The organism is Arthrobacter sp. Soil_C_49 (assembly GCF_057656635.1).
This window is the reverse complement of sequence record NZ_JBDGJZ010000003.1, coordinates 215840-235385: the sequence shown is the minus strand read 5'-3', so window position 1 is coordinate 235385 and position 19546 is coordinate 215840. Positions and strand designations below refer to the sequence as shown.

Sequence of the window (19546 nt, the reverse complement as noted above, 5' to 3'; positions counted from 1 at the left end):
GAACATCCCCATGCCTTCACGCCCCATGAAAATTACGACGGCGGCCCTCACCCTGGCGCTTGGCCTCCTTGCTTCCCAGCCCGCCACAGCCGCCGACAGCACCGGCGAGGCCTTCACCTTCGGCGTCATCGGCGACATCCCCTATGGTGATGCCGAAATCGCCAAGTTTCCGTCCCGGATCCAGGACATCAACGCTGACAGGGACCTGAAGTTTGTCACCCACGTGGGCGACATTAAGAACGGCTCATCGGTCTGCTCCGACGAATACTTCGCCAACATCCGGGCCCAGTTCGATACCTTCGAGCACCCGCTGGTCTACACGCCAGGCGACAACGAGTGGGTGGACTGCCACCGCACCAACAACGGCGCCTTCAACCCGCTGGAACGCCTCGACAAGCTGCGGGAGGTCTTTTTCGACGCATCCGGCAAGACCCTCGGCGCCACCATGCCCGTCAAGAGCCAGGAGGAGCTCGGCCTCCCGGAGAACGTCCGCTTCGCGCAGAACCGGGTGGCGTTCTCCGTGCTGAACATCCAGGGCAGCAACAACTCCCTCCTTCCCTGGGCCGGACTGGGCGAAACCACCGCCACCCCGGAGCAGCTGGCCGAAGTGGAGCACCGGACGGGTGCCGTTATCGCCCAGATCCGCGAGACCTTTGCCGACGCGGAGCGCCGCAACGACCGGGCCGTGGTGCTGATGACCCAGGCCGACATGTTCGATCCGTCGCTGCTGGCCGCGGCCACCGCCAACCCGGAAACGGTCTCCGGCTTCCGCGACATCGTTCAGGTCATCATCGAGGAAACCAACAGCTTTGACGCCCCGGTGTACCTCATCAACGGCGACAGCCACGTCTTCGCCGAGAACCAGCCGCTGGCCGAGGGCTCACCCTGGCTCGCGGTCTACGGTCAGGAGGCCGCGGACAATCTTGAGCGCATCACCGTTGACGGCTCCGCCAACGCGACAAACTACGTGCGGCTTACGGTGGCCGGTAACAGCACCGACGGCGAGGTCCTGAGGTGGGAGAAGGTCCCCTTCAGCCAGTAGGCACCCAGGGGGAGCGGTCGACGGCGGGAGGTCCCGCCGTCGACCGCTTCTTTTTGTCCTTGGTTAGAAGTCGGTGGTCCCGCGCATCTTCCGTGGACGGCCGTCCGGGTCCACCAGAAGGCGGTTGACGGGGTTCGCCCAAAGGCGCTGGAGCCGCGGCACTCCTTGCGGATGGTGCTGCCGCACTTGCCCCCGGGGGCGCTCCGAACCGCCTCCGGTTTTATGCCATTGGTCCAGGGCTTCGGCGGTGGCCTTCCACAGGCCCAGCCCGGCTGCCGGGTCCTGGAGTTGGGGGTCATTTTCGTCCAGGCCCAGGTGCTCGGCCCAGAGCTCGAGACGGAGTGAGTGGGCCAGCGAGCGGGATGCATCAGAACCCGCGCTGGTGTCGATGACCGCGCAGGTAAGTTCGCTGTCCGTGGTCCAGGACCGGCGGTTGAAGTTGTCCGACCCGATGGTGAACCAGGTGTCATCGATGATGCAGATCTTGGCGTGGACATAGATGGGAGTCCCCGCCTTGTTCTCCAGGTTGAAGACGCCGAACCTGCCGGGGGCAACGCGGCGCATCCTTTCGATGGCGCGCAGTTGCCCCACCCGCTTGGGCGGCCCTCCGAGCGGACCGTCCGAGTCCGGGTAGCGGGGCACGACTGCGATCACGTTCAACCCGGGGTTCTTTTCGAGGGCCGCGGCGATTCCGTCGGCCACCTCTGAGGACCACAGGTACTGGTCCTCGATGTAGATCAGGGATCGGGCCTGGGAGAAGGCTTTAGTGTAGGCGCGGGCGACGCTCCGCTCACCGCCGGGGGCGAACGGAAACGGCGGATGCTTCACGCCGTACGTGCGCAGCAGCTGCACGGCGTGGGGGCCGGCCGGCGGCGGCGGTGGGGCTGTCTCCGGTAGGGGTTCGGGATGCCGCGGCATGTCGGCCAGGCGCTGCAACAGCATCCGGTACGGGGTGCGGTGGTCCAGGGGATGGGGGTCATTCCACCGTTCCGCGAACAACTCCAGCACATCCGCCACCACCGGGCCGCGCAGTTCCAATGCGGCATCGTGCCACGGGGGTTGTTTCCCGTACCGGGGATCCATGTCCACCGCCTGCGGGTCGCCCGCGTGGTTGGCGTCGTCCCGACGGCCGTGCGAGAGGTCTATACCGCCCACGAACGCCACGTCTTTCGACGGGTCGTCGCGGCGGCGGATGACCACCAGTTTCTGGTGATGGCAGCCGAAAAGACGAACCCGCTGATCCAACAGCACCTCGCCGCCGGCATCATTGACCTGGCGGCTGAGAAGCTCGTTGGACCGGTTGCTCATCGGGGCCGAGATGCGCTCGCCATGGGATCTCCAGATCAGGCCTCGAACCTCCACGTCCGCTTCGGCCAAGCGCGCCAGCAGCTCGCCGATGGTGGGTCCGTCCGGTGTGAGCCGCTCGTCGCCGTCGCCGCGCCAGTCGGTGAACCAGACACGGTCTCCGGCCTGCAGTGCCGACAGCTCCTCGTGGAGCCGGGCGAAGTAGGTGGCCCCGTGGATCAGGGGCTTCACGAGATTGCCCTCGGACCAGGACTCCGATCCGTCATCACCGGCGTGCACGCCGGTGGCCGTGTTCCCCCGCTCAGCACCGCTCAAGAACCAGGTACCAGGATTACTGTCCACGTGATGTTCCCTTCGAGACCCAAAGCCGGCGTTGGTGTCCAGTGTCTTTAGTAGCCTACGACCCTAGTGGGGAATGTCATCGGGTGAGCGAACGGAAGCGGACGACGGCGGGACCTCCCGCCGTCGTCCGCTAGGCTTGGATCAGTTGTCCAGCAGTCCGCCGCTCGCCCACCGCCGGACTGCCATCTTCTCCGCCGCGTCGAATTCCAGTAACGCCACGCGGCAGAGTTCTTCCACGTTCTCCGTCCAGGCTGCGGCCAATTCCTCTGCTGTCGCCTGATCGTGGAGCTGGAAACTGGCGTAGGCGAGACCCTGCAGGACAAAACTGACCGCACTGCGGGAAACCGGCTGGCCTGCATCGACACAGTCATCCCGCACCTGCCGGGACAGTTCCGTGCGGTTGAGCGGCGGATGCTCCCGCAGCCGCGCCGCCATGGCCTCAAAGATCTGCCGAAACTGGGCTTCCGAGAGCGCCGGCACGTCTGTCACCCGGGTGACCCGCTCCTCGACACCCGGCTGCGCATCGGCTGGCAGGGGAAGGTCCTCACTGGAGAACCGCTTCGAGTCCCAGACCCAGCCGCCGTGTGCCGCTGAGTACTCGACGTTCTTGCCGATCTGGGAAACCCACGTCCCGAACTTTCCGAAGCCGCCCCAGTCCGTCTTCAAAGAAGGATCGGCAGTGAGCGCCCGGTGGGCCACCATGGCACCAACAACCGGGCCCGGTGCCGTCCGGACAAACTCCGCTACCTCGCGGATCGCCGGGGAGTGGGCTTTGGCCTTTGCCTTGGTCGCGGCAGGTGCTTGGGGTTGTTGTACGGAAGCTGCTGCGCGCACGGGTTCAGCGGTTGTGCCGTTGAGGATCGAGACAAAATCGTGGGACTCCACCACGTGGTCCGCCATCTCCCTGTACGCGAAGGCCACGGCCCCGGCTGCGATGACGGTGGTCATTCGGTCGGCGGCACGGAACCGCTGGATCAGGGACGTGAAGTCGGCGTCGGCCGAAGCGATGAAGAACTCCTCGATTCCACCGCCGCCAGCGAGTGCGTCCATGGCGTCGAGCACCAGGTTGATGTCCGTGCTGCTCTTTCCCCGCTGGGTGAGGGAGGGGCAGTCGATGACGCGGAATCCGGCGCGGGTCCAATACGTGCGGTACTTCGAATACACCATGGGGTTCAGGTAGCAGTTGCGGATCAGGAAGCGCCGGGCACCCTCGCCGGGACCTCCTGCAGATAAGGCATCGGCCCAATGCTTGGGGTCTTCAGCAAACCGCTTCGCCGCCTGCGGATCCAAAGCCTGGAGGCCGGTGAAGACGTTGTCGAAATCAACAAACATCGCCGCGCGGATGCCAGGCCGGCGGGAAGGTGTGAGTGCCGCGTTCATTGGGCCAGTGTGCCAGCAACGGGGTGCCACCCGCTGCCCTTCGACTCCGACACGCGAGCGGACGACGACGGGAAGCCCCGCCGTCGTCCTCCCTGCTTGGGTCAGGTGCTACAGCCGCGCCAGGAAGTCCTCCGCGAACCGCTTCACGCCGTCCCACTCCGTGTACACGTAGTCCCGGGACGTGTCCGTGTCCGGGGAGCCCTTGTCGCTGGCAATCTTCTTCATGATGAGCCGCTTAATGAACCCGTACTGGGTGTAGAGCAGGGCCCCGCTGAAGAGCGCCACCTGGGCTGGCCGCCAGCCCGTCTCTTCCTCGAACTTCTCCACGTAGCCCTCAGCGTTCTCGGTGTCGCCGTGGGCTGCCATGCTGACTGAAAACAGCGCAGACGGGAGCCGTTCCAGAGTCTCCCGGTTCTTTTGCACGAAATCCCGAACGTAGTCCTCGTGCTTGCCCATGTGCACAGACGCTCCAACCAGCACAGCGTCGTATCCGTCCGGGATGTCCGTTTCCGCGTCTTTGATATGCACCGCCTTGGCAGTATGGCCATGCGCCTGCACCACGTCCGCGATAAACTCGGCGATCCTGGCCGTCTGACCCTCAACGGTCCCGTAGGGGATGTAGATACTGGCCATCATGGCCTCCTTCAGTTTTCCAAGTTCCTGGTCAACTACCACTGTGCCAATCCCGAAAGACCCGGCTGTAGGGCCGAACGTCCCGGGAGGGACTCGCTGAAGGGAGCGGCCCGAACTTCACCCTGCACGGCTATGAGGCTGGAGTGGCTTGGATCAGCCCGTCCTGGCTCACGGTGTTGCCGCAGATGCAGGTGATGGTGCTGTACCACTGGAAAAGCGGGTACTTCGGCCGATTGTGGCGTTCGTCCTGCGGGCGGACCATAGTGTTATGAACGCAGACACATCGAAGTCCCTGGACCTGTCCCTTCCCCAGGCCTTCCTCCTGCTGGCCACGAATGACACAACCGGCAAAGCCGAGGCGCCCGTGTTCGCAATCAGGACCGCCGTGGCCGGGGCCGTGCTGGCCGAACTCAACCTGCTCGGGGCGATCGAACTGCGGGGCAAGTACGTCAGGCCCACCGACACCCTTCCCACCACTGATCTCCAGCTCGAACTTGAGCTGATCAGGGGCAAGTCCCGGCCCCACACACCCAAGTGGTGGGTCTCCGCGCTGGAGGGCCGGGCCCAGGTGCTTCGCGTCTACCAGGGCCTGGTCTCGCTCGGCGTCGTGGAACGCGTGGGAGAAAAACGCCTGGGCAGGTTCCGGACTGTACGCTACCCCGAGAAGGACCACGCTCCAGAGGCAGCGCTTCTGCGAAAGATCCAGGCCACGCTCAGCGACTCGCCTGAGCCCGAGGTGCCCGATTCCCTTGTTGCCGAGGCGGGGACAACCAATGCCGTGCCCCCCAATGCCAAGGGGCCGGAACCTGTCCAGCGCGACCTCAAGAAACCCGACCACCGGCCCCTCGCCCTGATCGCACTGCTGGAGGCTGGCGGACTGCTCGGCAGGCTCTTCCCGGACGCAGACAGGGTGTGGGCCAACGAACTGGCAAAGGACTATTGGCCTGCCCGTGCAGTGGAAGACGAACTTCGTTTGATCCGGCTCGCGGAGGAAGAAACTGCGGCGTTGTAATCTTGCGGTATTCCGTTCAACAGGGGCTTTGACGGAAAAGGGCTTGCGGCCGCGACCGACTGGTGTCTACCTGGACAGCGCGGGAATCAAGTACACCGAGAACCTCCGGGCGGAATTCCAGATCCGCGAAGCCGGCGATGATGTGGAAGAGACAACCCACGGGACGGCTGCCGCCCAGGCTGGCCCCTGCTGCGATTACATGCCGGGGTCCGCGCGGCGCGGCCCGTCCTCCCGCGCCTTCGACAGCGTGAATATGCCGTAGCGCATCGCACCGGTGCGATAGGCCAGGATCATGCGGGGGAGGCTGAGAGCGAAGAGGTTGCGGGCGCCAAGGGCAACGCGACGGGTCTCCCGGTCGACGATCAAGGCCTTCACTAGTCGACGGGCACAGATGGTCCAGGTGCGCGCGACGCGGCGGCTAGCATCCTCATAGCCATCGACCACGAAGCCCGCTGCCACTGCCATCGCCTCGTACTCCTCGCGCGTGCCCATCGAGGGCAGGCGCCCTTCGCGGCAGATCGGCTCGAGAAGGTGGCGAAGCTTCCAGCCGCTGGCGTCAGTCTCGGCCAGCCACGCGCAGACCACGAAGCGGCCGCCGGGAGCCAGCACCCGATGCGCCTCGGCGAAGAATCTGGGCTTGTCCACCATGTGCTCGCTCGACTCGATGGCCCAGGCGGCGTCGGCCGAGGCATCGGGCAGCCCGTTGACCAGCCAGTCGCGGAGCTGGATGTCCACGCCGCGTAAGGGGTGCGCATCGGCGTAGCGGGCCTGCTCGGCGGACAGCGTGAAGCCGGTAACACTGACCCTGTGTGTCAGCGCGAGCTGCCTTGCGGTGGAGCCATAGCCGCAGCCGATGTCCACGCACGCTTCGCCGGGCATCAGGCGCAGCCGGCCGCCGACGGTGTCCACCAGCGCCTCGACGGCCTCGGCGGGCGTCTCGCGACCGGTGGACCACAGCCCGTGGTGGACGTGCTCACCCCACACCCGGCGATAAATCGGGTCGAGCTCGTCGTAGTGATCCGCGACTGCTGCGGCGTTCTGGGAAATAGTGGGGACGATCACGCCGTCACCCTACAACGCCCGTCCACGGGATCGTAAGGTCCCGGCTCGGATTTCGTAGCTTCTGCGGTTAGTCCGGCATTCTCCAGCGTTGCACGGGGACGTTTATGCGCTGACCGGAGGATGTCCAATAAGTGTCCGTGGGGCTATTATCGGCAGATGAATGAGCACTTGGTTTCGACCGAGGCCGATGGATACACCTTCACGTTTGGTATTAGCCGATCGTCGCTTCGGATAGCTGGGCTTTGTGCAGTTGTTGCCGCGGCCTTCCTTGCTGTCTTGATAAACGCGACCCAGCCTTTCCGTGTCCCTTTGGGAATCGCGATGCGCGTCCTCGTAATCACCCTGCTAATCACCTATGCCGTCAACAGTTCATCACGGACTCACGAGCTTCCACCTGAGACGGCAAAACGCGCCAGAGGGCCACAGATGATGGTCGGCAAGATTATGGGTAAGGGATCGCTGGCGGCAGAGCTTGCCCTCCTTGCAGAACTGCATGGACGGGGCGCACTTACTGACGAAGAGTTCAGCGCCGGAAAGCGGCGCATCCTTGGAGACAGTTGAACGCAGGGGCACGGGATCCTTGGGTGACACGAAGCCCGCGCCGATTCGACGTTACGCACTCAGCGCCTGGTCACATACCTCGTCATGAGTACACCGTCTGGGAACGTCCGTGTCTCCACGAGGCTCAGGTTCACCCAGTTGTCCAAGGCCGTGAAGAACGGCGTGCCGCCGCCCACCAGGACCGGATGGGTGACGATCAGGTACTCGTCGATCAGCCCGGCCCTCATGGCCGCCGCGGCGAGTGTGGCACCGCCGATGTCCATCGAGCCGCCGTCGTCGGCCTTGAGCCGGGTGATCTCGGCGACCGCGTCGCCGGTGACCAGGCGAGTGTTCCAGTCGACCGGAATGGCCGTTGAGGAGAACACCGTTTTCGGCATGTCCCGCCAGCGGCGCGCGTACTCGATGTGGGCGGGTGTGGCGCCCGGCTGCTGGTCGGCGGTCGGCCAGTGGGAGCTCATCGTCTCCCACAGCTTCCGCCCGTACAGCGCCAGGCCCGTCGCTCCCACCCGGTCGGACCACCATTGGAACAGTTCGTCGCTCGGAACGCTCCAGCCAAGGTCGTCGCCGGGGGCGGTGATGTAGCCGTCCACGCTCACGTTCATGCCGAAAGTCAGGTTGCGCATGGCGTCAGTCTTCCGTGGGTCGGTATCGTGTGTACAGACCAGCACGGTCGCGGAAAAATCCTCGGGTCGGGCTACACCAGGGCCAGTTGACCACCACGCCAAGTAGCTGCTGCCTACGGCATCTAGCGGGACTGTTGCGAATTGGTTTCCCTGCCGCGCTAATCACGTGCCTAGTGATTAGCTGGGGAACATGGACTCAAAGTTTGTACGCTTCCAAGCAGGCAACCCCAACAGTCGTGGTTGCTATCCAGGAATTTTCGCTCTCGCCAACGGTCTGGCAAGAGACGGAAAACTCAGCGACAAAGACTGGGCCGCCTGGCGGAAAGCGAACGACCATTTCGACTCCGCGTACACGGACCCATCAACTGTGGACAAAATGATCTACGACCGCGCAATCAACCCTTCGGCCCAATCTTGGTTCAAGAGCTCGGCGACGGATCTAATCGTCGGCGTCCAGTTCTACATGGATCTTCTTGAGCGCTACGGTGTCGACTGGCGAGTGCTGCACTCGAATGATCCGGGAGATGTCCTATACGAAGACGACGTGCAGGTAGTCGTAGCCCCAGTCAGCGGCCGCTGACTGAGCCCGCAAGTTTAGCTGAAGACTTTGGAACTGGCTGCTAGTTGACATTGAGGAGTCGACCGCCGTCGGACGGAACCCGTTCCGGGGAATCTGGTCCCGGCCGGCGCCGCTATTGTGATGGTCGAACGTCCGCGCAGGCACCCTCGGGGACTGACGGGTGTCCGTACAGCACGAAGCTGGTGCCGTCGTCTTCCAGAACCGATACATAGCTTGGCCCGAACAGAGCCACTGCGGACTCGCAGATGGCGATCGCGGTCACGGCCGCCTCGCTGCCGCTGGCGGTCTGCGGGTCAACGACACTGGTGTAGATCCGGATTCTTCCCGGCTCGATTTCAGTCACAGACTTGATGTGGCCAACCCAGCCCGCGTTCGCGTTGGCTGTCACAAAGTCTGCTGTTTTGTTCGACGCAGGGGAGGAGTTGGGTATGGAGTCAGGAGCGGCAGCCGTTTGGCTGGCTGGCCTCTCAACGGGCGTAGCTGTATTGGGAGCGGAAGACGAGCACCCGGTGAACAACAGGGCAGCGAAAGTCGCTACAGCGAGGGCGGGAAAAGCTTTGTTCATGGTTGTCCATTCTCCGAGGGCGTGCAAAGGCGCCGCGCTCCAACTCCGAACCCGGCCACAAGCCAGCTCTGCAAAGTCACGACCTTACGCCGCTGTCATCAAACGGCGGCCTGTCCGCCCCTTGCCGACGTTTCTCGGCCTGAAGTATGCCGTCCCGGACTGCGGCGCGGATGACGCCGTAAAGGACGTAGAAGAACACCGCCGCGAAGACCACGGTCAGGACCAGACTGTCGAGAGCCATCATCCTTGCGTACCCTCCTCCGGCCAGTACTTCTGGGTGCCTGCCGCGGCCTCCCGAAGCTGGGCTCCGTCCACGACTACGGATGATTCCGGCATGCCAAGGGCGGTCCACTGAGCCAGCAAGCGAAATTCCCCGGCCGGAGGAAGCGGCCACAGCCAGATCGTGCCGGTGCCCGATAGCTCGTCGTCGCCCCCGCTGCCCCCTCCGTTGTTCAGGGCAAGCGTCGGTGGTTCGGGATCCTGACCGACTCCTCTGAGGCCGTGGGGCCCTTGATTGGCAGTGCTGGCTTTGGAACCATCGGGGAACTGGACGCCGAGCATCAAGGATGTCTGCTGTGACCGGCCGTGGCGGAAGCCCATCCCCGAGTGATGGAAATTTTCCTGAAGAACAGCCCAGTCTTCGTCATTCTGGTCGACGCGTCGACATAGCCAGGACAGGCTGAAGGAGCAGCCTGTGGAAAACACCTCAGCGCTCTTCACACCCACAACGATCGACGGACTGCGGTGCAGGAACTTGCCCACATGTACGACGGCCGGCAGCTCATGAGAGGGAGGAGCCACCCAAGGCGGCGGGACGTATCTTGTCGACCGCGGCTGCGGCGGCAACGGCGGTACCGGAAAGCTCTGAAAGAAGGTCATGGTCATCCCTTGGTCCGCTGGCGGCGACCGACCAGCGGAACAGCGGCGCGAGCCGCTCTGGATCCCCCAATCCGTCCTAACCACGCCAGTCTAGCCCTGACTGCCCGACCCCCACCCAAACAGATTTGGATGATCCGGTTCTGATCGTTTCCGTTGTAACCCGTGATTTCGCGACGACGAAACCTGAGTTCGCAAAATCCCCATGTGGTTGAGTAGGCCAATGGATAGCAACTATGTCAATGGGGGCGGCATGTGGTTCGCCATCGCGCTGATCAATGCCGGATTGGCCGAACAGAAGAACCGGAGCCGGTTGGCATGGTTTCTCATGTCAATGTTCCTCGGGCCATTCGCGACGTTACTCGTTGTGGTACTCCCGCCGCCGGAAGCTCAGAAGCCCAACCCCCGGCGCAGTAGTGCATCAGGATGAAGTCAAGAATTCGTCCTGCGCATGGATTGTTGACCCGGTAATTTTGGTTGATGACTTCCTTTGGAACCGGCGCCAGCCCGGGGACCGCGTGCGGCACGGCAAGGACAGTTGACAGCGTGGACGAATTTTCCACGGTGAAGCCCGGCGACATCCTTATCTGCCGGACCACTGACCCTGCCTGGACACCGCTGTTCGGGCTAGCCGGTGCAATCGTGACGGAAACAGGCGGCATGCTTTCACACGCCGCCATCGTGGCTCGCGAATATGGCATCCCCGCTGTCTTAGGGGTAGCCGGTGCCCTCCACCTGTTCCCGGCCGGAACCACCATCGTGGTCGACGGAACCCAGGGAACCGTCACGGCAGCGCCGGTAAAGGGGCCGTGATGAGTTTGAAGCCCACGATGCTGCTCACCCTCCACTCCATGAGGCTCCTCGGCTTTGCCGACACTGAGGCAGTGGCAAAAAGGTTTGGCCAGGATCCCCAACAAGTCGAACGCCTTCTCATCGAAGCCGGCTCGAAGGGGTGGGCCGTGCGCTCCTCATTCGGGGACTCTCGGGGTTGGTCGCTGACTGTCGCCGGCAGGACAGAAAATGAACGGCTCCTGGCAGAGGAACTTGAATTGGCGGGTGCACGTGCCGTGGTCACCTCCGTGCACGCGGAGTTTGTGCCCCTCAACACGGATATCGTCGCCGCCTGCAGCCAGCTTCAGCTTGACCGGCTGTCTCAGGACAACCAGCCAAATCAAGGGCTGGACCACGAGAAGCATCAAACCTTTGCCGAGGCCGCAGCCTCCTTCCGGGGGCTGGAAACCCGCCTGGCTGGAGCGTTGCCCCGGTTTGACGGATACGCGCACCGGCTCGACCAGGCGGTGGCAAACGCAGCCACAGAACCAGCCTGGTTAGTCGCCACGGACCGCGATTCCTTTCACCGCGTATGGTTCGAGTTCCACGAGGATCTCATCGCCACTCTCGGCATCCAGCGATAGATACCGCACCCCGGCTGACCGGAAAGGCTTTTAGGGTTCCCCCCTCATGTGAAACAGTGCGATAAATAACCTGGGGGTAAAAGTGACGAAAAACAGGCATTTTCTAAATATTGCAACGGCGGCTTTTCTTGTGGCCGTTCCGGTCGCGGGATGTGTCGTCAAAGAGCAGCCTGGAAGCGAGAACCTACAAGGCTTCAGCTCCATGGATGAGGCTTACACCGCCGTCGATGACGTCCTGGCCTGCGAAGCTGATCCTGTTGGTGATCCAATTGTTCCAATGGGTGACGGCATCAGGCTGTCCTCCGCACAGAAGCTGTGCTTTGAAAAGGTTCAGATAGACCTTTTTGCAGATGAGAAAGCATTTCGCGAAACCTACCAGATCTTGTCTGACTCCAACCAAGGCAAAATCCATCTCGTCCATGGGATGAATTGGATGGTTGTCGACTTCACTGAGATGGCCACCGGCCAACCCTCGACGAGGGACATCGAACGCCTGGCAGAAAAGCTCAATGGCGAGTACGTCACCGTCGGCTCATAACTGGAACTGAGCCAATCACCCGGGGGAGGCGATGATGCCGGCGCTGACGAAGCAGCCAACTGGTCAACGTTGCTTACGGCCCCAGGCGGCTGAATCCTCAAACCAGCCGAGGGCGGCAACGGACTCAATGTCGGCTGGGGTGCGCACTTCCACCTGGTGGGTGTGTTTGTCGTGATGAAACCGAATGATGTCACGGACGAACGAGGCGTGGTGCTCATCCCACATATCCATGGTCAGCAGCGCTTTGCTCTTCGTGATGGGGGTGAGCCACGTGAACTTCCGCGCCGCCCCGTAACTCACCTGGGTTCTCGAGAACTCTTCGACGATGTCGTCACCCAGCCCGGACATCCGCGCTGAAAGCGCATCATAAATCTCCGTGAGGGCGCCGGGGAAAAGTTGCTGTGCATCCACAATCACCATGGTGGCCTACTGGCCTGGACGACGGCGGGAGGTTCCGCCGTCGTCCGCTGCTTTCTGTTCTTAAGCCTCGATGGTGACGCCGCGCCAGAACGCGATCCGGTCCTCGATCTGCTTTGCCCGCGGCTTTGTCTCCGGGTAGTACCAGGCCGCGTCCACGTTCAGCTTTCCGTCAACTTCGAGCGTGTGATAGCTGGCCCTGCCCTTCCACGGGCAGACGGAAGAGAGGTCGCTGTCCCGAAGGTAGTGGGCGTTGACGGCTTCGCGGGGGAAGTAATGGTTGCCCTCCACCACCACGGTGTCCGTCGATTCGGCGATAACTTTTTCGTTCCAGATAGCCCTGGCCATAGGTTCCCTTCCGTAAGCGCCGCCGCGTTCAAAGGAGGCGCGGGTCGTAGGGATACCAACGGGATAGCGGACAGGAATGTTCCCGAACGTCAGCGTTCCTCGGGCGCGTCCGCCGGCGGTGCTACCGCGGGCTCTTGTCGATGACGCAGAACCTGTTCCCGTCAGGATCAGCAAGCACGATGAAATCAGGGTCCTCCGGATACAGGTCCCAGTCCACCCGCTGGGCGCCGAGGGAGACCAGCCGTTCCACCTCGGCGGCCTGGTTGTCCGCGTACAAGTCCAGATGGATCCGGGGGTATTCCTGGACCGGCGTCTCGCTCCGCATCAGGGCCAGCTGCGCCCCCGGGCCCGATTCCGGCACGAGGATCACCCAGGTCTCGTCGCCGGGCTCCTGCGGAACATACCCCAGGGCGGCGTGCCAGAATGCGGTGGCGCGGGCGACGTCGTTGACGCCAAGGACGGTGCTGCCGATGGTCAACATCCGCCCAGCCTAATGGCGGCCGAACAGCCCCGGCTAGACTCGGTTCCATGGGGGAAAACAACGCTGCCGGGCAGCCCAACACATCCAAATCTGCCAAAGTTCTTCTCACCGTCCTGCCCTTCGCGGGCTTCGCGGCGGTGCTGGCCGGCGGTCTCATCGCCATCTTGAACCGGGATTACATCGGCTGGTTCGCCTACGCGCCGCTCAGCAATACGCCCTTCACTGCCAACGGCGCTGTTCTGATAACCCAAGGAACCCAGATCGGCCTGACCGTCGCCGTGGTGGGGCTGCTCCTGCTCGCCTTCTGGGCCGGGTACAGGCTCGGCAGGAAAACCGGCACCCGCTAGATATGTCGGAAATTTCCGACATATACTGGTTCGGTGCTTCCTGACGTATTCGGCGCCGTCTCCAACCCTGCGCGGCGAGTGATCCTCGACGAGCTCCGCCAGGGTCCCCGGACAGCGGGCGAACTCACCGGGCTGCTGAACCTCAGCCGCCCGGCGGCCTCCGAGCACCTTGCCGTACTCCGCGAGGCCGGGTTGGTCCGCGAGGAGCGCCACGGACGTAACCGGCTGTACCACCTCCAGCCGCAGGCCCTGGCCGAGATCGGCGGCTGGGTGAAGCACTTCGAGCACTACTGGGACCAGCGCCTCGACGCGCTGGCAGAACTTCTGGACGAGGAGAAACCGTCATGACCGAGAACGCCATCCGGCTCGAACGCCGCTTCCCGCACCCCGCCGAATCCGTGTGGGCCGCGCTGACCACCCCCGAGCTGCTGGCCCGCTGGTGGGCGCCGGGCGATATCGCGCCAGTCGTTGGCCACCGTTTCACCATGGACATGGGCTCCTGGGGGCAGCAGCAGTGCGAAGTCCTCACCGTGGATCCCGGCACCTCCATCAGCTTCCTCTTCTCCGAGGCCGTGCTGGACACCACCATCACCTGGCGCCTCGAGCCGGCGGATGGCGGCACTGTGCTCCATCACGAACACGCGGGCTTCCGCCTCGACACCCCCATGGGCAAACAGGCCATCGAGGGCATGGGCAACGGCTGGCCGGGGCTGCTTACCCGGATTGACGGCGTTCTCGCCGGCGTTTCCTGACGTTTCAGGTGACCGGACGACGGCGGGACCTCCCCGCCGTCGTCCCCTCACGTGGGCAGGCGTGACGTGGGCAGGCCGCGCCTCAGCCGGCCATCACCCCAGCAGGTCGTCCTGGTAGCACCAGCGCCAGTCCTCGCCCGGCTCAATGCTGCGCATGACCGGATGCCCGGTCTTCTCGTGATGCCGCGATGCGTGGGTTGCGGGGGAGGAATCGCAGCACCCCACCTGCCCGCAGGCCAGGCACATCCTCAGGTGCACCGGCGTCGTACCTTCCCTGACGCAGTCAGCGCAGAACGCGTCGGCCGGAACCTCCCGGGGCCGCGCCGACTCGAGGTGGTCGCACACCCCGCCCGGCCTTGCGATGCCTTCCCCGCCGCCCTCGCCGGACGTGTCTACCTCATCCAGCGCCACGTCCAGCATGGATTCCTCAACGTCCAGCCGCTCCAGGACGTCGGTGAGGACCTCCTGCGCGTACTCGCCGCCGCGGCGCAGCTCCAGCACCTTGGCACGTTCCGCTTCCAGCATGGCGAGCCGGAGCCGGGCATAGCGCTCGCTGGGTGTTGCCGTTTCCGCCGACGGCCGGCCCAGCCGTTCCCACGCGGCCAGCCCGCGCTCCTGCGTGCGCCGCTTCAGCATGGCCAGGACCTCGGGCGGATCGTTCTCAGTGCCCAGTTCCTGCAACCGGGCCACGCCGGCGGCGGTGGCCAGCTGCATCAGCGACGCCTTGTTCAGGGCATCCTCGCGCTGGTCCGGACCCTGCACCCGCAGCGCACGGACCAGTGCCGGGAGGGTAAAGTCCTGCAGCGTCAGGGTCCCGCCCACCACAACAAGGGCAGCGAGGATCAGCACAGACCGGTGTTCCAGGTCCTCGGGCAGCACCAACACTGCGGCCAGGGTGACCACGCCGCGCATCCCGGCCCAGGACACAATGGCGGGGAACTGCCAGGGCGGCGCCGGGTCGCTGCGCCGCACCGCGGGAATCAGCCGGGGCAGGTATGTCGCGGGGAAAACCCACACGGGGCGGAGGACCAGCACCGCCAGCAGGATCACCGCGCAGCCCATCCAGATCCGGCCAGCGCCCAGGGAATCGTCCTGGACACCCTCCACGATGCTGCGCACCTGCAGCCCGATCAGCAGGAACACCGAGTTTTCCAACAGAAACTGCACCGTATTCCAGTTGCTGCGCTGGCTCAGCCGGGCGGCACCGTTGGGCATAGACGGCGCCTTGGTGCCCATGATGAGCCCGGTGACAACGACGGCCAGGACACCCGACGCGTGGATCGCTTCCGCCGGCAGGTACGCCACCAGGGGAGCCACCAGCGACGTGGAGGTGTTGATGGGGACGTTCCGGATCCGCTTGCGCAGTTCCGTCAGCACGTAGGCCGCGGCGATGCCTACCACCAGGCCGCCGCCCACCGCGAGCAGGAAGTCCGCGGCGATCCCCGCCACGGACACCGTCCCGGAAATCGCGGCGATCGCTGCGCGCAGGCAGATCAATGCCGTGGCGTCGTTGACCAGGGATTCACCCTCCAGGATGGTGACGATCCGGCGCGGCATCCCCACCTTCCGGGCGATGGAGGTGGCGGCCACCGCGTCCGGGGGTGCCACCACGGCCCCTAGCGCAAACGCGGCCGCCAGCGGGATCTCCGGGAACAGCCACCACACCACAAAGCCCACAGCGATAGTGCCGAAAATGACATACCCCACCGATAGCAGGCCGATGGACCGGCGGTTGGAGCTGAAGTCGAACAGGGACGTCCGCAGCGCCGCGGCATAGAGAAGCGGCGGCAGCAGCCCCACGAGGACCATTTCCGGGTTCAGCTCAATGTCCGGCACGAACGGAAGGAAGGAGCCGATCACGCCTACCAGTACCAGCAGCAGGGGAACGGAAATGTTCAGTTTTCGGCCCAGCGCGCTTCCGGCGCAAACCACCGCAACGAGAACCAGAAGTCCCAGGGCGATCTCCATCCGGCCATTGTCTCAGGCCCTGCCAAGGGTGTCCCTGCACGGAGCCCTGCGGCACTTCCGGTGAGGGGACGACGGCGGGACGTGCCGCCGTCGTCCGCCCGCCCGAAAGCTGGCCCTCATTTTGCATCCTGACCACGGATCCTGTAACCTGTGAGCCGTGTCACCCACCAGTGGCACGTGCTGATGATCTGCGGCGGGAGAGTCCTGCCGGTACGTTCTGCAGGCGCCGTAGGAGCAAATCCTCCCCAGGAATCTCTCAGGCCCACGTACCGCCGCGGCAAGGCAACTCTGGAAAGCAGTCCGGGCAACCGGGCTCACCGACGGTGCAAGTGGCGCCCTGCCGAACAGCAGGACTACACAAAACTCTCAGGTCCAATACAGAGCGGGGAGGAACCCGAATCAACGTGGTGCTCCGGCACCACCTGAATTATGGAGTTCCTCTTATGACGGTTCAATCGTCCCCCACCACCTTCGCAGACCGCCATATCGGCGCGCGCCGCCAGTCCGACATCGACACCATGCTCAAGGCCGTCGGCTACGACACCCTCGATGGCCTCGTTGACAGCGCCGTGCCCGATTCCATCCGCCAGGACACGCCACTCACCCTTGAGAGCGCCCTCAGCGAAGTCGAGGTCCTCGGCGAGCTCCGCAAGCTGGCCGGCAAAAACAAGATGGCCGTGCAGATGATCGGCCAGGGCTACTACGACACCGTGACTCCGCCGGTGATCCGCCGCAACATCCTCGAAGCCCCCGCCTGGTACACCGCCTACACGCCCTACCAGCCGGAAATTTCGCAGGGCCGGCTCGAGGCGCTGCTGAACTTCCAGACCATGGTGCAGGACCTTACCGCGCTCCCGGTGGCCAACGCCTCCCTGCTGGACGAAGCCACCGCCGTGGCCGAAGCCGTGCTGCTGATGCGCCGGGCCAACAAGAACAAGACGGCCAAGGACGGCAAGACTGTCCTGGACGCCGACCTGCTCCCGCAGACCATCGCCATCGTGCTGGGCCGCGCCGAAGCCCTCGGCTTCGAGGTGGAAATTGCCGACCTCACGGCCGGCCTGCCCGACGGCGACATCAACGGCCTCGTCCTGCAGCAGCCCGGCGTTTCCGGCCGCGTCTGGGACCAGTCCGGCGTTATCGCCGAGGCCAAGGACCGCGGCGCGCTGGTCACTGTCGCAGCCGACCTCCTGGCACTCACCCTGATCACTCCACCGGGCGAGCAGGGCGCGGACATCGCCGTCGGTTCCACCCAGCGCTTTGGCGTGCCGCTGTTCTTTGGCGGACCGCACGCCGCCTACATGGCCGTCCGCGACGGCATGGAGCGCACGCTCCCCGGCCGAATCGTGGGCGTCTCCAAGGACAACGCCGGCGTCCCCGCATACCGCCTGGCACTGCAGACCCGCGAGCAGCACATCCGCCGCGAGAAGGCCACGTCCAACATCTGCACGGCGCAGGCACTGCTCGCCATCGTCTCGTCCTTCTACGCCGTTTACCACGGCCCCGACGGCCTGAAGGCGATCGCCGAAACCGTCCACAACAACGCCCGCGCCCTGGCCGCCACGCTTAAGATCGCCGGCCGGGAACTGGTGTCCGATACCTTCTTCGACACCATCACCGTCCGCGTCCCCGGCAAAGCCGCCAAGGTGATCACCGCCGCCGAAGCCCGGGGCATCAACCTGCGCCTCATCGACGCGGACACAGTTGGCGTGTCAGTCGATGAAACCACGACGCCGGAGGTCCTCTCCGCGGTTGTTGTCGCCTTTGGCGCCGGTCCCGTGGTGTCTGCCGAGGGTTTCGAGCTGCCGGAGCAGGTGCTGCGCACCTCCACCTACCTGGAGCACCCGGTGTTCAACACCCACCGCTCCGAGACCCAGCTGCTGCGCTACATCCGCCGGCTCTCCGACCGGGACCTGGCCCTGGACCGCACCATGATCCCGCTGGGTTCCTGCACCATGAAGCTGAACGCCACAGCCGAGATGGAAGCCATTTCCTGGCCCGAATTCGCCTCGATCCACCCGTTTGCCCCCGACTCCCAGACCGCAGGGTGGCGTGAACTGATTTCCGGACTGGAAGCGGATCTCGCCGAGATCACCGGCTACGACCAGGTGTCCATCCAGCCCAACGCCGGTTCCCAGGGGGAACTTGCCGGCCTGCTGGCGATCCGCGGCTACCACCACTCGCGCGGCGAGGCGCAGCGCAACGTGTGCCTCATCCCGGCGTCGGCGCACGGCACCAACGCCGCGTCCGCCGTCCTGGCCGGCATGAAGGTTGTTGTTGTGGCCACCGCTGCCGACGGCACCATCGACCACGCGGACCTGCAGGCCAAGATCGAGGCCCATAAGGACGTCCTCTCGGCCATCATGATCACCTACCCCTCCACCCACGGTGTGTACGACGCCGACGTCCGCGAGGTCTGCGACGCCATCCACGCCGCCGGCGGCCAGGTCTACGTGGACGGCGCCAACCTGAACGCGCTCGTTGGGCTGGCGCAGCCGGGCAAGTTCGGCGGCGACGTGTCCCACCTGAACCTGCACAAAACCTTCTGCATCCCGCACGGCGGCGGCGGACCCGGCGTCGGCCCGGTTGCTGCCAAGGCACACCTCGCACCGTTTATGCCGGGCGACGCCAATAAGGCTGCCCACGAGGCCGGGCACGGAGTGGCGATTTCCGCTTCACGCTTCGGTTCCGCTGGCGTGCTGCCGATTTCCTGGGCGTACGTGAAGCTGATGGGCGGCCAGGGGCTCACCGAAGCCACCAAGTCCGCACTGCTCGCTGCGAACTACGTTGCCGCCCGCCTGGACGAGCACTTCCCGGTCCTCTACACCGGCGAAAGCGGCCTGGTAGCGCACGAATGCATCCTGGACCTGCGCGACCTGACGGCCCGTACCGGCGTCACAGCCGAGGACGTGGCCAAGCGGCTCATCGACTTCGGCTTCCACGCCCCCACCCTGTCCTTCCCGGTGGCGGGGACCCTGATGGTGGAACCCACCGAATCCGAGGACCTCGCGGAAATCGACCGCTTCATCGAAGCCATGATCACCATCCGCAAGGAAATCGACCAGGTGGCTGGCGGGGACTTCCCGGTGGAGAACTCCCCGCTACGGAACGCACCCCACACGGCAGCCGCCGTCGTTTCCTCTGAATGGAACCGCTCCTACCCGCGTGAGCAGGCCGCCTTCCCGGTGGCCTCGCTCCGGCAGGACAAGTACTTCCCGCCGGTGGGCCGCATCGACGGCGCAGCAGGGGACCGCAACCTGGTCTGCTCCTGCCCGCCGCTTTCCGAGTTCGAAAACTAAGGA

General features: G+C 64.7%; 24 protein-coding genes and 2 riboswitches. Of the genes, 12 read left to right on the top strand and 12 right to left on the bottom strand.

Annotation, left to right across the window (positions count from 1 at the left end):
* The first annotated feature begins 10 nt into the window (after positions 1 to 10).
* On the top strand, positions 11 to 1042 hold the full coding sequence (locus tag AC3A4Z_RS07385) for a hypothetical protein (protein WP_498710978.1): 1032 nt from the start codon (positions 11 to 13) through the stop codon (positions 1040 to 1042).
* Between the two features lie 63 nt (positions 1043 to 1105).
* Here AC3A4Z_RS07385 and AC3A4Z_RS07380 read toward each other — a convergent pair whose 3' ends face one another.
* The 3 genes from AC3A4Z_RS07380 to AC3A4Z_RS07370 all read right to left on the bottom strand — a co-directional run bounded on the left by AC3A4Z_RS07380 (position 1106) and on the right by AC3A4Z_RS07370 (position 4702).
* Positions 1106 to 2689: a phospholipase D family protein gene (locus tag AC3A4Z_RS07380; RefSeq protein WP_498710977.1), complete on the bottom strand. Its 1584-nt coding sequence runs from the start codon at positions 2687 to 2689 to the stop codon at positions 1106 to 1108.
* Between the two features lie 141 nt (positions 2690 to 2830).
* Positions 2831 to 4069 (bottom strand): NYN domain-containing protein, encoded by a 1239-nt coding sequence (locus tag AC3A4Z_RS07375; RefSeq protein WP_498710976.1) that lies wholly within the window; start codon positions 4067 to 4069, stop codon positions 2831 to 2833.
* Positions 4070 to 4177: 108 nt separating this feature from the next.
* Positions 4178 to 4702 carry a flavodoxin domain-containing protein gene (locus AC3A4Z_RS07370; protein ID WP_498711134.1) on the bottom strand — a complete coding sequence of 175 codons (525 nt, stop codon included), beginning with the start codon at positions 4700 to 4702 and terminating at the stop codon, positions 4178 to 4180.
* A gap of 268 nt (positions 4703 to 4970) precedes the next feature.
* Here AC3A4Z_RS07370 and AC3A4Z_RS07365 point away from each other — a divergent pair, with 268 nt between their 5' ends.
* A complete protein-coding gene (locus tag AC3A4Z_RS07365) occupies positions 4971 to 5714 on the top strand; it encodes a GOLPH3/VPS74 family protein (RefSeq protein ID WP_498710975.1) in 744 nt (247 codons plus the stop codon).
* A 195-nt stretch (positions 5715 to 5909) separates the two neighbouring features.
* Here AC3A4Z_RS07365 and AC3A4Z_RS07360 read toward each other — a convergent pair whose 3' ends face one another.
* Positions 5910 to 6776 carry a class I SAM-dependent methyltransferase gene (locus AC3A4Z_RS07360; RefSeq protein ID WP_498710974.1) on the bottom strand — a complete coding sequence of 289 codons (867 nt, stop codon included), beginning with the start codon at positions 6774 to 6776 and terminating at the stop codon, positions 5910 to 5912.
* 156 nt (positions 6777 to 6932) lie between these two features.
* Between AC3A4Z_RS07360 and AC3A4Z_RS07355 the strand changes: the two genes are divergently transcribed.
* Complete coding sequence (locus AC3A4Z_RS07355; protein ID WP_498710973.1) at positions 6933 to 7337, top strand: SHOCT domain-containing protein; 405 nt, start codon at positions 6933 to 6935, stop codon at positions 7335 to 7337.
* 59 nt (positions 7338 to 7396) lie between these two features.
* Here AC3A4Z_RS07355 and AC3A4Z_RS07350 read toward each other — a convergent pair whose 3' ends face one another.
* A complete protein-coding gene (locus AC3A4Z_RS07350) occupies positions 7397 to 7960 on the bottom strand; it encodes a dihydrofolate reductase family protein (RefSeq protein WP_498710972.1) in 564 nt (187 codons plus the stop codon).
* 190 nt (positions 7961 to 8150) lie between these two features.
* Here AC3A4Z_RS07350 and AC3A4Z_RS07345 point away from each other — a divergent pair, with 190 nt between their 5' ends.
* Entirely contained in the window at positions 8151 to 8540 is a 390-nt protein-coding gene (locus tag AC3A4Z_RS07345; protein ID WP_498710971.1) for a hypothetical protein, read from the top strand.
* Between the two features lie 112 nt (positions 8541 to 8652).
* On the opposite strand, the gene AC3A4Z_RS07340 is transcribed toward AC3A4Z_RS07345, so the two are convergent.
* From AC3A4Z_RS07340 to AC3A4Z_RS07330, 3 genes are all read right to left on the bottom strand, one after another.
* Positions 8653 to 9105: a hypothetical protein gene (locus tag AC3A4Z_RS07340; protein ID WP_498710970.1), complete on the bottom strand. Its 453-nt coding sequence runs from the start codon at positions 9103 to 9105 to the stop codon at positions 8653 to 8655.
* Between the two features lie 76 nt (positions 9106 to 9181).
* Positions 9182 to 9346 carry a hypothetical protein gene (locus AC3A4Z_RS07335; RefSeq protein ID WP_498710969.1) on the bottom strand — a complete coding sequence of 55 codons (165 nt, stop codon included), beginning with the start codon at positions 9344 to 9346 and terminating at the stop codon, positions 9182 to 9184.
* Positions 9346 to 9984: a hypothetical protein gene (locus AC3A4Z_RS07330; protein WP_498710968.1), complete on the bottom strand. Its 639-nt coding sequence runs from the start codon at positions 9982 to 9984 to the stop codon at positions 9346 to 9348. The genes AC3A4Z_RS07335 and AC3A4Z_RS07330 overlap by 1 nt, the downstream gene beginning before the upstream one ends.
* 220 nt (positions 9985 to 10204) lie before the next feature.
* On the opposite strand from AC3A4Z_RS07330, the gene AC3A4Z_RS07325 reads away from it, so the two are divergent.
* From AC3A4Z_RS07325 to AC3A4Z_RS07310, 4 genes are all read left to right on the top strand, one after another.
* Positions 10205 to 10411 carry a hypothetical protein gene (locus AC3A4Z_RS07325; RefSeq protein WP_498710967.1) on the top strand — a complete coding sequence of 69 codons (207 nt, stop codon included), beginning with the start codon at positions 10205 to 10207 and terminating at the stop codon, positions 10409 to 10411.
* A gap of 50 nt (positions 10412 to 10461) precedes the next feature.
* A complete protein-coding gene (locus AC3A4Z_RS07320; RefSeq protein ID WP_498710966.1) occupies positions 10462 to 10794 on the top strand; it encodes a PEP-utilizing enzyme in 333 nt (110 codons plus the stop codon).
* Complete coding sequence (locus tag AC3A4Z_RS07315) at positions 10794 to 11396, top strand: hypothetical protein (RefSeq protein ID WP_498710965.1); 603 nt, start codon at positions 10794 to 10796, stop codon at positions 11394 to 11396. The genes AC3A4Z_RS07320 and AC3A4Z_RS07315 overlap by 1 nt, the downstream gene beginning before the upstream one ends.
* A gap of 82 nt (positions 11397 to 11478) precedes the next feature.
* Positions 11479 to 11934: a hypothetical protein gene (locus AC3A4Z_RS07310; RefSeq protein ID WP_498710964.1), complete on the top strand. Its 456-nt coding sequence runs from the start codon at positions 11479 to 11481 to the stop codon at positions 11932 to 11934.
* A 63-nt stretch (positions 11935 to 11997) separates the two neighbouring features.
* On the opposite strand, the gene AC3A4Z_RS07305 is transcribed toward AC3A4Z_RS07310, so the two are convergent.
* The 3 genes from AC3A4Z_RS07305 to AC3A4Z_RS07295 all read right to left on the bottom strand — a co-directional run bounded on the left by AC3A4Z_RS07305 (position 11998) and on the right by AC3A4Z_RS07295 (position 13180).
* On the bottom strand, positions 11998 to 12354 hold the full coding sequence (locus AC3A4Z_RS07305) for a DUF5655 domain-containing protein (protein WP_498710963.1): 357 nt from the start codon (positions 12352 to 12354) through the stop codon (positions 11998 to 12000).
* Positions 12355 to 12414: 60 nt separating this feature from the next.
* On the bottom strand, positions 12415 to 12699 hold the full coding sequence (locus AC3A4Z_RS07300) for a DUF427 domain-containing protein (protein WP_498710962.1): 285 nt from the start codon (positions 12697 to 12699) through the stop codon (positions 12415 to 12417).
* Between the two features lie 121 nt (positions 12700 to 12820).
* On the bottom strand, positions 12821 to 13180 hold the full coding sequence (locus AC3A4Z_RS07295) for a VOC family protein (protein ID WP_498710961.1): 360 nt from the start codon (positions 13178 to 13180) through the stop codon (positions 12821 to 12823).
* 47 nt (positions 13181 to 13227) lie between these two features.
* Here AC3A4Z_RS07295 and AC3A4Z_RS07290 point away from each other — a divergent pair, with 47 nt between their 5' ends.
* Genes AC3A4Z_RS07290 through AC3A4Z_RS07280 form a run of 3 tightly spaced genes read left to right on the top strand, consistent with a single transcriptional unit; the run spans position 13228 to position 14279 of the window.
* The gene (locus AC3A4Z_RS07290; RefSeq protein ID WP_498710960.1) at positions 13228 to 13527 is read left to right on the top strand and encodes a hypothetical protein; all 300 of its coding nucleotides are present in this window, start codon (positions 13228 to 13230) and stop codon (positions 13525 to 13527) included.
* Positions 13528 to 13560: 33 nt separating this feature from the next.
* Entirely contained in the window at positions 13561 to 13875 is a 315-nt protein-coding gene (locus tag AC3A4Z_RS07285; protein ID WP_498710959.1) for an ArsR/SmtB family transcription factor, read from the top strand.
* A complete protein-coding gene (locus tag AC3A4Z_RS07280; protein ID WP_498710958.1) occupies positions 13872 to 14279 on the top strand; it encodes an SRPBCC family protein in 408 nt (135 codons plus the stop codon). The genes AC3A4Z_RS07285 and AC3A4Z_RS07280 overlap by 4 nt, the downstream gene beginning before the upstream one ends.
* Positions 14280 to 14372: 93 nt before the next feature.
* Here the strand turns inward: AC3A4Z_RS07280 and AC3A4Z_RS07275 are convergent, their stop codons facing one another.
* A complete protein-coding gene (locus tag AC3A4Z_RS07275; protein WP_498710957.1) occupies positions 14373 to 16247 on the bottom strand; it encodes a Na+/H+ antiporter in 1875 nt (624 codons plus the stop codon).
* 184 nt (positions 16248 to 16431) lie between these two features.
* Positions 16432 to 16529, top strand: a riboswitch (glycine riboswitch).
* Between the two features lies 1 nt (position 16530).
* Positions 16531 to 16638, top strand: a riboswitch (glycine riboswitch).
* A gap of 52 nt (positions 16639 to 16690) precedes the next feature.
* Between AC3A4Z_RS07275 and gcvP the strand changes: the two genes are divergently transcribed.
* Complete coding sequence (gene gcvP / locus AC3A4Z_RS07270) at positions 16691 to 19543, top strand: aminomethyl-transferring glycine dehydrogenase (protein ID WP_498710956.1); 2853 nt, start codon at positions 16691 to 16693, stop codon at positions 19541 to 19543.
* Positions 19544 to 19546 lie beyond the last annotated feature (3 nt).

What these genes read in the sequence shown, in the direction of transcription:
- AC3A4Z_RS07305 (WP_498710963.1), bottom strand. Translation starts at nt 12,354, where the DNA reads ATGGTGATTGTGGATGCACAGCAACTTTTCCCCGGCGCCCTCACGGAG.
- AC3A4Z_RS07365 (WP_498710975.1), top strand. Translation starts at nt 4,971, where the DNA reads ATGAACGCAGACACATCGAAGTCCCTGGACCTGTCCCTTCCCCAGGCC.
- AC3A4Z_RS07345 (WP_498710971.1), top strand. Translation starts at nt 8,151, where the DNA reads ATGGACTCAAAGTTTGTACGCTTCCAAGCAGGCAACCCCAACAGTCGT.
- AC3A4Z_RS07325 (WP_498710967.1), top strand. Translation starts at nt 10,205, where the DNA reads ATGGATAGCAACTATGTCAATGGGGGCGGCATGTGGTTCGCCATCGCG.
- AC3A4Z_RS07375 (WP_498710976.1), bottom strand. Translation starts at nt 4,069, where the DNA reads ATGAACGCGGCACTCACACCTTCCCGCCGGCCTGGCATCCGCGCGGCG.
- AC3A4Z_RS07300 (WP_498710962.1), bottom strand. Translation starts at nt 12,699, where the DNA reads ATGGCCAGGGCTATCTGGAACGAAAAAGTTATCGCCGAATCGACGGAC.
- AC3A4Z_RS07350 (WP_498710972.1), bottom strand. Translation starts at nt 7,960, where the DNA reads ATGCGCAACCTGACTTTCGGCATGAACGTGAGCGTGGACGGCTACATC.
- AC3A4Z_RS07320 (WP_498710966.1), top strand. Translation starts at nt 10,462, where the DNA reads ATGACTTCCTTTGGAACCGGCGCCAGCCCGGGGACCGCGTGCGGCACG.
- AC3A4Z_RS07370 (WP_498711134.1), bottom strand. Translation starts at nt 4,702, where the DNA reads ATGGCCAGTATCTACATCCCCTACGGGACCGTTGAGGGTCAGACGGCC.
- gcvP (WP_498710956.1), top strand. Translation starts at nt 16,691, where the DNA reads ATGACGGTTCAATCGTCCCCCACCACCTTCGCAGACCGCCATATCGGC.
- AC3A4Z_RS07275 (WP_498710957.1), bottom strand. Translation starts at nt 16,247, where the DNA reads ATGGAGATCGCCCTGGGACTTCTGGTTCTCGTTGCGGTGGTTTGCGCC.
- AC3A4Z_RS07295 (WP_498710961.1), bottom strand. Translation starts at nt 13,180, where the DNA reads ATGTTGACCATCGGCAGCACCGTCCTTGGCGTCAACGACGTCGCCCGC.
- AC3A4Z_RS07315 (WP_498710965.1), top strand. Translation starts at nt 10,794, where the DNA reads ATGAGTTTGAAGCCCACGATGCTGCTCACCCTCCACTCCATGAGGCTC.
- AC3A4Z_RS07385 (WP_498710978.1), top strand. Translation starts at nt 11, where the DNA reads ATGCCTTCACGCCCCATGAAAATTACGACGGCGGCCCTCACCCTGGCG.
- AC3A4Z_RS07340 (WP_498710970.1), bottom strand. Translation starts at nt 9,105, where the DNA reads ATGAACAAAGCTTTTCCCGCCCTCGCTGTAGCGACTTTCGCTGCCCTG.
- AC3A4Z_RS07280 (WP_498710958.1), top strand. Translation starts at nt 13,872, where the DNA reads ATGACCGAGAACGCCATCCGGCTCGAACGCCGCTTCCCGCACCCCGCC.
- AC3A4Z_RS07335 (WP_498710969.1), bottom strand. Translation starts at nt 9,346, where the DNA reads ATGGCTCTCGACAGTCTGGTCCTGACCGTGGTCTTCGCGGCGGTGTTC.
- AC3A4Z_RS07355 (WP_498710973.1), top strand. Translation starts at nt 6,933, where the DNA reads ATGAATGAGCACTTGGTTTCGACCGAGGCCGATGGATACACCTTCACG.
- AC3A4Z_RS07330 (WP_498710968.1), bottom strand. Translation starts at nt 9,984, where the DNA reads ATGACCTTCTTTCAGAGCTTTCCGGTACCGCCGTTGCCGCCGCAGCCG.
- AC3A4Z_RS07290 (WP_498710960.1), top strand. Translation starts at nt 13,228, where the DNA reads ATGGGGGAAAACAACGCTGCCGGGCAGCCCAACACATCCAAATCTGCC.